12 protein-coding genes are annotated in these 11,289 nt (G+C 73.0%); 6 read left to right on the top strand and 6 right to left on the bottom strand.

The window, feature by feature from the left end; all coding sequences use genetic code 11:
- Window positions 1-12 precede the first annotated feature (12 nt).
- Both CRYAR_RS29385 and CRYAR_RS29380 read left to right on the top strand, forming a co-directional pair.
- Window positions 13-585, top strand: a complete 573-nt coding sequence (locus tag CRYAR_RS29385) for an AAA family ATPase (RefSeq protein WP_063725786.1) — start codon at window positions 13-15, stop codon at window positions 583-585.
- Window positions 586-689: 104 nt separating this feature from the next.
- Window positions 690-962 (top strand): hypothetical protein, encoded by a 273-nt coding sequence (locus CRYAR_RS29380; RefSeq protein ID WP_157018156.1) that lies wholly within the window; start codon window positions 690-692, stop codon window positions 960-962.
- A 47-nt stretch (window positions 963-1,009) separates the two neighbouring features.
- On the opposite strand, the gene CRYAR_RS29375 is transcribed toward CRYAR_RS29380, so the two are convergent.
- A complete protein-coding gene (locus CRYAR_RS29375) occupies window positions 1,010-1,813 on the bottom strand; it encodes a DUF1684 domain-containing protein (protein ID WP_035856578.1) in 804 nt (267 codons plus the stop codon).
- A 68-nt stretch (window positions 1,814-1,881) separates the two neighbouring features.
- Here CRYAR_RS29375 and CRYAR_RS29370 point away from each other — a divergent pair, with 68 nt between their 5' ends.
- Window positions 1,882-2,994 (top strand): esterase-like activity of phytase family protein, encoded by a 1,113-nt coding sequence (locus CRYAR_RS29370; protein WP_211247698.1) that lies wholly within the window; start codon window positions 1,882-1,884, stop codon window positions 2,992-2,994.
- Here the strand turns inward: CRYAR_RS29370 and CRYAR_RS43810 are convergent.
- Entirely contained in the window at window positions 2,987-3,664 is a 678-nt protein-coding gene (locus CRYAR_RS43810) for a PASTA domain-containing protein (RefSeq protein ID WP_051571096.1), read from the bottom strand. The two genes, CRYAR_RS29370 and CRYAR_RS43810, sit on opposite strands and share 8 nt — an antisense overlap.
- Window positions 3,665-3,737: 73 nt before the next feature.
- Window positions 3,738-4,424, bottom strand: coding sequence for a type 1 glutamine amidotransferase domain-containing protein (locus tag CRYAR_RS29360; protein ID WP_035856577.1), 687 nt, complete (start codon window positions 4,422-4,424; stop codon window positions 3,738-3,740).
- Between the two features lie 114 nt (window positions 4,425-4,538).
- Between CRYAR_RS29360 and CRYAR_RS29355 the strand changes: the two genes are divergently transcribed.
- On the top strand, window positions 4,539-5,753 hold the full coding sequence (locus CRYAR_RS29355) for an NAD(P)/FAD-dependent oxidoreductase (protein ID WP_035856576.1): 1,215 nt from the start codon (window positions 4,539-4,541) through the stop codon (window positions 5,751-5,753).
- On the opposite strand, the gene CRYAR_RS43805 is transcribed toward CRYAR_RS29355, so the two are convergent.
- Window positions 5,750-8,362, bottom strand: coding sequence for a tetratricopeptide repeat protein (locus CRYAR_RS43805; RefSeq protein ID WP_051571095.1), 2,613 nt, complete (start codon window positions 8,360-8,362; stop codon window positions 5,750-5,752). The two genes, CRYAR_RS29355 and CRYAR_RS43805, sit on opposite strands and share 4 nt — an antisense overlap.
- Before the next feature lie 66 nt (window positions 8,363-8,428).
- Here CRYAR_RS43805 and CRYAR_RS29345 point away from each other — a divergent pair, with 66 nt between their 5' ends.
- A complete protein-coding gene (locus tag CRYAR_RS29345) occupies window positions 8,429-8,710 on the top strand; it encodes a hypothetical protein (RefSeq protein WP_035856575.1) in 282 nt (93 codons plus the stop codon).
- Window positions 8,711-8,795: 85 nt separating this feature from the next.
- Window positions 8,796-9,794, top strand: coding sequence for a glycoside hydrolase family protein (locus CRYAR_RS29340; RefSeq protein ID WP_211247697.1), 999 nt, complete (start codon window positions 8,796-8,798; stop codon window positions 9,792-9,794).
- Window positions 9,795-10,106: 312 nt separating this feature from the next.
- On the opposite strand, the gene CRYAR_RS49200 is transcribed toward CRYAR_RS29340, so the two are convergent.
- Both CRYAR_RS49200 and CRYAR_RS29330 read right to left on the bottom strand, forming a co-directional pair.
- Window positions 10,107-10,637: a hypothetical protein gene (locus CRYAR_RS49200; protein WP_035856574.1), complete on the bottom strand. Its 531-nt coding sequence runs from the start codon at window positions 10,635-10,637 to the stop codon at window positions 10,107-10,109.
- A gap of 42 nt (window positions 10,638-10,679) precedes the next feature.
- Complete coding sequence (locus CRYAR_RS29330; protein WP_035856573.1) at window positions 10,680-11,249, bottom strand: helix-turn-helix domain-containing protein; 570 nt, start codon at window positions 11,247-11,249, stop codon at window positions 10,680-10,682.
- Between the last annotated feature and the right edge of the window lie 40 nt (window positions 11,250-11,289).

Raw genomic sequence — 11,289 nt, 5'->3', positions numbered from 1 at the left:
GTGAATAGTGGTGTGCGTCGGTACATCCTCACCGGAGCGCCGGGATGCGGGAAGACGACGATTCTTCACGCCTTGGCCGAGCGTGGCTACTCCGTGGTCGAGGAAGCCGCCGCCGACGTCGTCGCCCAGCAGCGGGCCCTCGGCGTCGAGGCGCCGGAGGAAGACGCGGGGTTCGTCGACGCGGTCATCCGCCTGCAGCACGAACGTCAGCAACAGCTCCCGATCGACAGCGGCGGTGTGCAGCTCTTCGACCGGTCGCCGATCTGCACGCTCGCGTTCGCACGTTACTCCGGCTTACCGATGACCCGGGCGTTGCGCACCGAGGTCAACCGGGTCGTGCAGAGCGGCATCTACCAGCCGCTGGTGTTCTTCGTCGCGCGCTGGGGCCCGGCCGGGCCCACGCCGCCCCGGCGGATCAGCGAAGCCGACGCCAAGCGGTCCGAGGAGATCCACCGCACCGCCTACGAGAGCTGCGGCTACGAACTCGTCGACATCCCGCCGGGCGACCCGGACCACCGTACCGACCTGATCGACGACGTCCTGGCCGACGAGGACGTCCGCTTCTCCGAAGAAGCCTGGAGCTGAGCAGGTCGATCAAGACCGAACTCGTGCCTGCGCATAGGCGGCGTTCCGGCGGGTAGGGACCGGCGGCGGGGGCGCACCTGGTACGAGTTCGAATGGTGATGACGGTGGAAGATCAGATCGGAACCGACATCGACGGCTACTCCGTCGTCGCGGGTCACTGGCCCCTGGTGGGGCCGCACAGCCCGGTGCGGACGGCCTACGCGGCGCAGGCGTTGAGCGCGCTGGTGACCTATCTGGAGCACGCGGTGGGTGCACCGGACGGGCTCGGCGACCGGCGGGACGCCGACCACGTGCTCGGTGCGGTCAGCGACGCGTTGTCCGGACTACCGGGCGTCGTGTCGTCGGTGGAACGGCGGCGGGGCGCCCTGGCGGAATGACGCCGCTGGTCCGGGGCTCGTCGGAGCCCCGGACCACCCCCGCGGGCTCAGAGCCGCTCGGTGGGGATCTTCTCGCCGGCCTCGATCGCGATCGGGAGGCGGTTCTCGGCCGGGGGCAGCGGGCACGTGGCCAGGTCGGTGTAGGCGCAGGGCAGGTTCGCCGCGCGGTTGAAGTCGAGCGTCACCGTCCCGTCCTCGGCCGGGGCCTCGACCGCGAGCGAGCGGTTCGCCGCGTACGTGGTGACCCCCGACGTGGCGTCGGTGAACAGCACCGAGAGCGTGCCGGGCTGGTAGCCGTTGAACGCGGTGAGCGTGAGCTCCCGGCCCTCCAGCGTGAACCGGATCTCGCCCGGAGCGTCGTACACGTGCTGCAGTCCCTCGACCGCGGCGCCCACCGTCGTCGGACGCGGCTCGTCGAACGGGACGTAGACGCCGGTCGCGACCCAGCGCGGGTCGGGTGCGTACGCCGGCGTGCCGTCGAAGTTCGTCCGCAGCGGGTTCTCCGGGTGGCGCGGCCGGATGATGTCGTTCCCGCCCCGCTTGGCGACCTCGATGACCGCGTCGCCCGAGGTGGGGTAGAGGCTCGCGCGCTCGGCGACGACGCCGAAGCCGTGGCGCCCGGTGATCGTCTCCCCGTCCACGACGAGTTCCTCGCCCGGCTCGAGGTCGACGACGACGCCGTCGGGACCGGTGGACCACGCGCCCGGCGCGTCCGGGAACCGTTGCGGGTTCTCGTCGAGCCAGTTGAGGCTGGTGATCGCCAGGAAGCCGTGCGGATCGCCGAGCACGCGCTGGTGCTTGGCGTACCAGTCTTCCCACTCCTGGACGAAGGTGTCAGCGGCGACGGTCATAGCGCTCTCCCCACGACGACACGGATGCTTCACTAGTACGAATTGCGGAAGCACTTACTCTCATTCCCGTGCGGTCTGCGGCATTTCTTCTCCTGGTGGTGCTCCTCCTCACCGGCTGCCGGGAGGACGCGGAGCCGAACGCCGAGCCGACGAAGGCCGCAGGGCCCGCGCTGGAGTTCCTCGGCGACACGACGATTCCGCGTTCACCCGAGTTCGGGGGCACCACGGTCGGTGGCCTGTCCGGAATCAGCTACGACCGGCGCTCGGGGCGCTACTACCTGATCAGCGACGACCGTTCGGAGCGCGACCCGGCGCGCCTCTACACCGCGGACATCGACGTGTCCGACCGGAAGGTCACCGCGAAACTCACCGGCACCGCGCCACTGCGCCGCCGGGACGGTTCGACGTTCCCGTCGCTCGCGTCCGGCGCCGTTCCGCCCGACCCGGAGGGCATCGCCGTCCACCCGGGCAACGGTGACCTCTACTGGGTCGACGAGGGCGAGCGCAGCGACAACCTGCTGGACCCGGCGGTGCGGATCGCGAAACCGTCCGGCGCGTATGTGCGGAAACTGCCGATCCCGGACGAGCTGACGATCGCGCCCGGGAAGGGCCCCCGCCGCAACCAGGCCCTGGAGGGCATCTCGTTCACCCCCGACGGGAAGCGTTTCGCCGTCGGCATGGAGGAGCCGCTGCGTCAGGACGGTCCGAACCCGACCGCGCAGGCCGGTGCGCTGACCCGCGTCACCGAGTACGACACCGCGACCGGGCGCCCGGTCGCGCAGTACGCGTACCCGCTGGAGCCGTTGTTCGCCGAGCCGCGCGAGGCCGACTCCGGCGACACGAACGGGCTGTCCGACCTGGTCGCGCTCGGCGGCGGGCGTTACCTCGTGCTGGAGCGCGCCGCGGTCGTCGACCGGTACCGGATCACGGTGCGCATCTTCCTGGCCGAGACCCGGAACGCCACCGACGTGCTCGGCCGGAACTCCCTGTCCGGCGCGACCGCGATGACGAAGAAGCTCCTGCTCGACCTGGACGACGCCCCGGGGCTGCGCGTCGACAACTTCGAGGGCGCGACGCTCGGCCCGGACCGGCCCGACGGCCGGCGCACGGTGCTGCTCGTCTCCGACGACAACTTCCACTTCCTGCAGTCGACGCGGATCGCGGCGTTCGCGCTCAGCTAGCGCACGCGTCGTTCGCCTCGCCGATCTTCACGACCGTGAGCAGCACCCGGGTCGAGCGCACCGGCCGCGTCCCCGCTTTCACCGACTGGTCGGTGACGACCCAGTTCCGGTCGACGAACTGCCGCCGCCCCTGGCCGGTGCCGTCGGCCGACGCCAGCACGAAGAACCCGGCCGCCTGCATCGCGTCCTGCGCGGCCTGCAGGTCACGGCAGACCACGTCCGGGACCACCCCCTCGGACGGCGCCCCGGTGGGAGCCGTGTCGGTGGGTTTGCTGACGCGCAGCGTCACCGTCGTCGATCCGGCCACCGACGCGCCGGGCTTCGGATCCTGGCTCCGCACGACCCAGTTCGCGCGGCTGAGCACCGGTCGGTCGCGCCCGCTGGAGTCCTCGACCCGCGGGTTCCCGAAGCCGAGCGCGGTCAGCTTCTCCTCGGCGTCGGGTAGGCGGACCCCGACCAGGTTCGGGACGGTCAGCCGGCCGGGCGCCGCCGCCGCGGCCTTCGCCGACGGGGACTCGGCCGGCGCCGGATCGTCGCCGCCCTGCTGCGCGATCGACACCATCAGACCGGCGCAACAGGACAGCGCGAGCACCACGAGCATCACGATGAGCAGGATCCACACACCCCGGTTGCGCGGGCCGAACGCGCGGGGCCGCCGCTGGAAGCTCATCGGATTTCCCCCCACGTATCGTGATCCCTCGCCTCCACTATGTATCGGCGAGGCGAACCGCGGGGGGCCGTCGTCAGGACAGGTGCGTGAGCACCTCGGCCGCGAGGGGCGCCGACGACGCCGGGTTCTGGCCGGTGTAGAGGTTCCGGTCGGCCACGACGTGGGGCTGCCAGGCCGGTCCCTCGTCGAACGTGACGCCGAGCGCGGTCAGCCGGTCCTGCAACAGCCACGGAGCCTTCTCGGCCAGCCCGGCCTGGGTCTCCTCGGCGTTGGTGAACCCGGTGAGGCGGTACCCGGCGAACGGCGACGTCCCGTCCGGGCGGCGCGCGGCCAGCAGCGCGGCCGGGCCGTGGCAGACGACCGCCAGCGGCTTGCCGGAGTCGAGCGTCGCGGCGAGCAGGCGGCCGGAGTCGGCGTCGACGGCCAGGTCCTCCATCGGGCCGTGGCCGCCCGGGTAGAACACCGCGGCGTAGTCGGCGACGTCGACCTCCGCCAGGTCGAGCGGATCCTTGAGCTCGGGAATCGCGTTCAGGCGGTCCTCGACGTCGGTGCGGCCGTCGTTCGCGTCGGGGGCGAGGCTGCCGCGGTCGGGCACCGGGGTCACGCCGCCCGGCGACGCGAACACCACGGTGTGCCCGGCCCGCGTGAACGCGTCGTACGGGGCGAGCAGTTCCTCGGCCCAGTAGCCGGTCGGGTGCTGGGTGCCGTCCTTCAGCGTCCAGTGCCGGGCGCCGGTCACTACGAACAAAATTGTTGACATGGTGTCGACAGTAGGCCGGGATCGGCCGGTCCGGCGCCTCCGACGGCCACCGCGCGGCCGCGTGCGCTGGAGCACGCGCTTCTGCGTGCGGCCCCGTCGTGGTAGGCCTGGGTGATGACGGATCAGCGGATAGTCGTCGTCGGTGCGAGCCTGGCGGGTGGCACCGCCGCCCTCGCGCTGCGGGAGCACGGTTTCGACGGGTCGGTCACGCTCGTCGGCGCGGAGCACGCGGCGCCGTACGAACGGCCACCGCTGTCGAAGAAGCTGATGCAGGGCGGCAGCGACGAACCCGACTGGGTGCTCGACGGCGGGAACGCGGCCGCCTGGGCCGACCGGGAGGTCACGTTCCGCCCGGGCACGACGGTCACCGACGTGGACGCGGGCGGGCGCACGGTCACGCTCGACGGCGGCGAGCGGCTCCCGTACGACACGCTGGTGCTGGCCACCGGCGCGGAGCCCCGGCGGCCGCCGATCGAGGGCGCCGACCGGGCCCACGTGCTGCGCACGCTCGAGGACGCGCTGGCGATCCGCTCGGCCGCCGCGGACGGGGCGAAGGTCGCGATCGTCGGTGGCAGCTGGATCGGCTGCGAGGTCGCCGCGTCGCTGCGTCAGCAGGGGTGTGACGTCGAGATCCTGGAGAAGGGACCGGGTCTGCTCTCGGTGCTCGGCTCGGCGGCGGTGAGCGAGCGGCTGCTCGGCCTGCACCGGTCGAAGGGCGTCGCGGTGACGCTCCGGGCCGACGTCACCGGGATCACCGACCGGGGCGTGGCGCTCGCCGACCGGTTCGTCGACGCGGACGTGGTCGTGCTGGCCACCGGCGTGTCCCCACGGCTCGCGCTCGCCCGTTCCGCCGGGCTGACCGAGGCCGCGGGTGGGGTGGCGGTCAGCGCCACGCTGCGCACGTCGGACCCGAACGTCGTCGCGATCGGCGACATCGCGGCCGTCGACCACCCCGTCCACGGCACGCACGTACGCGTCGAACACTGGGACGTCGCGCAGCAGCACGGCCGGTACCTGGGCGCGGCGCTGACCGGCGCCGCGCCCGAGCCCTACACCCGCGTGCCGTACTTCTTCTCCGACCAGTACGAGCTGGGGTTCGAGTACCGGGGCTGGGTCGACCCCGCCGGTCCCGAGGCCGAGGTGGTTCTGCGCGGCGACGACCCGGAGGGCTCCTGGTACGCGTTCTGGCTGGTCGGCGGGGCCGTGCATGGGGTGCTGAACGTGAACGCCTGGGACGACGGCGATCCGCTGTGGAGGCTCGCCACGGAGCGGCCGGTGGTGGCTCCCGACCGGCTCCGCGACGAACGTGTCCCGTTGACCGAGCTCTAGCCCTCGCCCCGGGCCTCGTCGAGGAAGAGGCCCGCTTCCAGCGCGAGCGGGTGGTCGGGGCCGAGCACGCGGGCCGCCGTCGTGCGGACGTGCTCGTGCAGCTCGGCCGCGCGCTCGGCCCTGCCGGTCGCCAGATAGGCGGTGGCCAGGTTGTGCGCGGTGATCAACGTGCCCTCGTGCTCCTCGCCCTGCACGCGGCGCCGGTCGTCGAGCACACCCTCGTACAGCGTGATCGCCTCCGGGAGCCGGCCCGCGCTCTGGTGGGCGTGGGCCAGGTTGTGCGCGGTGACGAGCGTCTCCTTGTGCTCCTCGCCCCAGAGCAACCGCCGCGCGGTGAGCACCCGGGTGTAGACGCCGACCGCGTCGTCCGGCCGGTCGGCGGCGAGGAACGCGTCCGCGAGGCCGCACCAGACGTCGTGCGTGACCGGGTCGTCGTCGCCGAGCGTGTCCCGGTACCCCCGGACGGCCCACTCGTACCAGAACACGCTGTCGTCGGGCCGGTCCGCGCGCAGGCAGGAGTCGGCCAGCTCGTGCAGCGTGTCGAGCGTCTCCTCGTGCCGCTCGCCGAACACCGTCCGCTGCCGGGCGACCAGCTCCTCGAACGTCGTGATCGCCCGGTGCGCCCGGCCGGCCCTCCGGTGGGCGCGGGCCAGCCCGCGTACCGCGTACAGCGTCTCCGGCTCGTCGGTGCCCACGACCCGGCGGTAGCCGTCGACCACGCGCTCGAACGCGGCCACCGCCTCCTCGACCCGGCCGGACTCACGTAACGCGTAGGCCAGTCCTTCCGCGCTCAGCAGCGTCGCGCGGTGGTCGGCGCCGAGCCGGTCCGTGCGGCCGTCCAGCACCCGCCGGAACTCCGCGATCGCCTCCTCGTACCGCTCGGCGTCGAGGTAGGCGCCGGCCAGCAGGTGCCGGTCGGTGAGCGTCTCCGGGTGGTCGGCGCCGTGCACCGCGCCTGCCGTCGCGAGCACCTCCCGGTAGAGCGCGATCGCGTCGTCGTGCCGCCGCACCCTCCGGTAGGTGTAAGCGAGGTTGGCCGCGGTGACGAGCGTCGCCGCGTCGTCGTCGCCCAGTACGCGCCGGCGCGCGGCCAGCGTCGGCTCGTAGTGGCGGATCGCGTCCTCGGGGCGGTCGTCGTCCTCCAGCGCGTCGGCCAGCTGATGGGCGATCTGCAGCGTCCCGGGGTCGTCGGGGTCGGTGCGCTCGCTGAGCGTCCGCTCCAGCAGCCGCACCTGGTCGGTGGAGCGCCCGGCCCGCTGGTAGGCCCGGACGAGGTCCGCGCGGGTCTGCTCGGTGTCCTCGTGGTGCGGGCCGTGGAGCGTCCGCTCGCCCTCCAGGACCCGCTCGAACTCCACGATCGCCTCGTCGTCACGGCCGGCGTCGGCGTGGAGGGTGGCTAGCTCGTACCGCAGCTGGAGCGACCGCTGGTGGCCGGAACCGTAGTGCCGGTCGCAGGCGGCGAGCGTGCGCTCGTAGAGGACCAGGGCCTCGTCGTCCCGACCGGTGTCGACGTAGTGGCTCGCGACGCCGGCCGAGGCGTAGAGCGTGCGGGCCGAGTCCTCGCCGAGCGCCGTCCGGAACTCGGGCAGGAACTCCTCGAACAACTCGGCCGCCGCGGTGTCCCGGTCGGTGAGGTAGTAGAGGCAGCCCAGGTCGTGCACCGCGTTGAGCAGGCGGACGTCCTCCCGGTCCCCGCGTGCGCGCCAGCGGGCGACGACGTCCTCCAGGTGCGCCACCGCCTCGTTCGCGCGCTCGGTACCGAAGCAGGCGTCGGCCAGCCCGTGCCGGGTGACCAGGGTCTCCGGGTGGTCCTCGCCGAAGACCCGTCGTCGCACCCGGTAGGCCACCGCGAAGCGTTCGGCCGCCTCGGCCGGCTGGTCGGCGTCGACGTGGGCGTCGCCGAGGGCCTTCAACGTGAAGAGCGTCTCCGGGTGCGCGGGGCCGAGCAGCGACACCGAGGCGTCGTACACCTGGGTGTAGATCGGGATCGCGTCCTCGGGCCGGCCGTCCTCCACGTACGCGTAGGCGAGGTTGTGCCGGGTCACCAGGCAGTCGCGGTGCTCGTCGCCGAGCACGCGCCGCCGGGCCTCGAGGACCCCCTCGAAGCGGGTGATCGCCTCGTCGATCTCCCCGAGGTCGAGGGCCGCGAGGGCGGCGGTGTCCGCGGCACGCAGCGTCTCCCGGTGGTCGGGGCCGAGCACGGTGACGCGGTCCGCGAGGACCGACTCGATGAGCTCCCGCGCCTCATCGAGCCGGTCGGTCTCGGACAGCGCACCCGCGAGTGTTTCCTTGCTGCGGAGCGTGTCGGGATGGGTGGGGCCGAACCGCGCCTCGTCCGCCCGCACCGCCGTCCCGGCCGCCTCCACCGACTCGTCCGGGCGTTCGACCTCGACCAGATAGCCGGACGCCTGGAGCAGCAGCCAGACCGCGGCGCGGTGGTCGTCCTCGGTGGCGGACCCGGATCTCAGGACGCGGGTGGCCACGTCGAGCACCTGGGGCAGCGACCCGGCCCACCACGGCCAGCCGGCCGGGTCGTTGCTGATCTCTTCTTCGGCGGCCGGGGCCGCGGCTCGGAGTCGGCGGAGTTCGCCGGCATCGGAAATCGTCACCAGAGCACCGTGTCATCCGGTGGTGGCGGTTTGATCCCCACTTCGTGCCACCCGGACACTGGGGGGATGGGGATTCGGTTCACGCCGACGTCGCGGCTGAGCGAAGGCTTCTGCCCGGACGTCACGCACGGCCGGTTGCGGCTGGAATCGGTCGGGGACGAGCGGGCCGGGCGCTGCGACGGTTGCGACGCGTGGTGGCGACCGGAGTTCCGCGACGGCGAGCTGGTCGCGGCCTGGCTGTTGACCGCGCGGGCCGACGGTGACGTCACGTCGGTCCGGGCCGACTCCGGGTCGCTCGACCGTGGGCTGCCGGTGAGCGATTACGTGGCGTACGCGCACCGGCGGTAGCGCGAACCTTGGCGGTCCCTTATGAGTGTCTTGTGTCCGGACCATCCTGCTGTCCGGTGCGCGAGGGTCGATCGAGACTGGTGAGGTGTCCCGCCGTGCGCTCCTGATCCTGGCCGTCTGTCTGGGCGTGGTCGTCGCGGCCGTCGGGGGATGGGCCGCGAAAGGCTCGGGCGGTCCGGCCGCGCCGGTCGCCGCGGTGATCGATCCGACGCCCTCCCCGTCGGCGCTCGTCTCGACGGCGGGTTCGACGGCCGGGCCGACGGCGGGGCCGACGGCCGGGTCGACGGCGGGTCCGCGGGTTTCGGTGGGGCCCGCGCAGGCCGGTGCCGGGGCCAGTCCGTCGGCGGCGCGGCCGCGTGCGGTCTCCGGCAAGCGGGGCGCGGCGCTCAACAACTTCGGGGCGGTGAAGACGGCGCTGGGCGACTCCGGCGCCGGCTGGTACTACACCTGGGGCACCGATCCGGTCCCCGCACCCGCGGGCGTGTCGTTCACGCCGATGATCTGGGGCGAGGACTCGGTCGACGAGCGGACGCTGTCCACGGTGAAACAGCGCGGCGACACGCTGCTCGGTTTCAACGAACCCGACTTCGCGAGCCAGTCGAACCTCTCGCCGGCCCGCGCCCTCGAACTGTGGCCGTCGCTGCAGGACACCGGGATGCGCTTGGGCAGCCCGGCGCCGGCGTTCGGCGCGGCCACCGACGGGAGCTGGTTCGACCAGTTCATGACGGGCGCGCGGGCCAAGGGCTACCGGGTCGACTTCATCGCACTGCACTGGTACGGCGGGGACTTCACGACCGCGAACGCGGTGCGCCAGTTGCGGAGCTACCTGCAGGCCGTGCACGACCGCTGGAACAAGCCGATCTGGCTCACCGAGTACGCGCTCATCGACTTCAGCTCCGGGACACCGCGCCACCCTTCACCGGAGCAGCAGGCCGCTTTCGTGACCGCGTCGACGGCCATGATGGACGGTCTGCCGTTCGTCGAGCGGTACTCGTGGTTCATCTTCTCGCCGGGGAACAGCGGCACGTCGCTCTACGCCTCGGACGGCTCACCGACGACCATCGGCCGGGCGTACCGGCGCTGACGCGATCCGGGGTCCCGGCCGGACCGGTCGGCCGGGTCGTGCTGGGCGAAGTCCGCCGGCTGTCGTGAGGATCCGTCGGCGAGCGGCTCCGGCCGTCGTAGGGGGAGTCGTCCTGTCGTAGGGGGAGCCGTCGGCGAGCCGCTCCGGGCTCGGCGGCACCGGCGCGGGCCGAGCCGGCGGATCGTGGTGCATCCGGCCACGGTGCGCGAGCGGTCGAGCGGGGCCTCGGCGGGCACCAGCAGTATCCGGCGGTGGTGGTCGACGATGACCGAGTCGTACCTGCCGACGCGGCGACGGCGCGTGCGCGCGAGCTCAGAAGCCGAACGTGATCGTGACCGACACCCGGACCGGCACCACCGGCACCACGACGACCACCGGCATCAGCACGGGGTAACCGACGGCCGGTTGCGGGTACTGCGGGTGGGCCACGGAGCGGGGCTCGACCGGGTAGGCCGCGGGCCGGACGGCCGTCGGCCGCGAGACGGGCGGAGGCGCCGACGCGGGCCGGATCGCCGGGCGGGTGACGGGCGGAGGTGTCGATGCGGGACGGGCCGCCGGGCGGGCGACGGGTGGAGGCGTCGGCCGGGGAGCCGCCGCGGCGGCGAATCGGCGTGGCGGCGGAGACTCGGCGAGTGAACCGCGGTGCGCGGGGGAGGGGCGGTCCAGGCGGGTGCTCGGGGCGCGATACACCGCGGGCCGGCGCGCCGGGGCTCCGGTCAGCGCGACCTCGGCCCCAGGACGCACCTCGGCCCCCGGGCATACCTCGGCCATCGGGTAGGCCTCGGCCCCCGGACGCCCCCCGGCCTCCGTGGTCGGTGGGAAGTGGTATTCGACGACGGCCATCTCAACCCCCGGATAAGCGGCGTTTTGCCTAGAATACGCCGTTTATGACGTGAACGTGTGCGTCACCAGCACCACCGCCTCGCTCGTCCCGAACGCCCGCCACCGGTGCGGTACCGATCCGGGAATCCGCAGCACGTCACGCGGACGCAGCACGTGCTGCTCGGGCCCGGGCCGCACCTGGGCCTCGACCCTCCCCGAGGCCACGTAGACCAGCTCCGCGTGCTCGTGCACGTAGAACTCGCTGAACTCCTGCGGCCGCAGCCGGAACTCGGTGACCGCGAACTGCCCGGGTGCCTCCGCGAGCAACCGCGCCGAACCGGAGTCGACCGGGATCGACCTCGCGTCGTCCACCTCGAGCACCACCGTCTCGACCCCGTCCGGTGCCGGCTGTGCGGCGGCGAGCAACGCCTGCTGCGAGGTGCGCAAGGCTTCCGCGACCAGGAACAGCGTCCGCATGCTGCCCCGTGTCCGCCCGCGCTCGAGCTGGCTCAGGAACGGGTGCGACAACCCGGTGACCGCAGCGACCTGCACCAACGTCATCCCGAGTGACCGCCGCCGCTGCCGGATGACCTCCCCCAGGGCCCGCGCTTCCGGCCCGGCCTGTCGCCGCAACTCTCGTCCTTCCCCCTCGGTACGAAACAGCTTTCGGATG

It is taken from the genome of Cryptosporangium arvum DSM 44712 (assembly GCF_000585375.1).
GTDB lineage: Bacteria > Actinomycetota > Actinomycetes > Mycobacteriales > Cryptosporangiaceae > Cryptosporangium > Cryptosporangium arvum.
The sequence above is the reverse complement of the archived record's forward strand: the minus strand, read 5'-3'. Positions and strand labels throughout refer to the sequence as shown.

Excerpts from the sequence above, each read along its gene's own strand:
- CRYAR_RS29375 (WP_035856578.1), bottom strand. The coding sequence starts at position 1,813 with ATGACCGTCGCCGCTGACACCTTCGTCCAGGAGTGGGAAGACTGGTAC.
- CRYAR_RS43810 (WP_051571096.1), bottom strand. The coding sequence starts at position 3,664 with ATGAGCTTCCAGCGGCGGCCCCGCGCGTTCGGCCCGCGCAACCGGGGT.
- CRYAR_RS29360 (WP_035856577.1), bottom strand. The coding sequence starts at position 4,424 with ATGTCAACAATTTTGTTCGTAGTGACCGGCGCCCGGCACTGGACGCTG.
- CRYAR_RS29355 (WP_035856576.1), top strand. The coding sequence starts at position 4,539 with ATGACGGATCAGCGGATAGTCGTCGTCGGTGCGAGCCTGGCGGGTGGC.
- CRYAR_RS29345 (WP_035856575.1), top strand. The coding sequence starts at position 8,429 with ATGGGGATTCGGTTCACGCCGACGTCGCGGCTGAGCGAAGGCTTCTGC.
- CRYAR_RS49200 (WP_035856574.1), bottom strand. The coding sequence starts at position 10,637 with ATGGCCGTCGTCGAATACCACTTCCCACCGACCACGGAGGCCGGGGGG.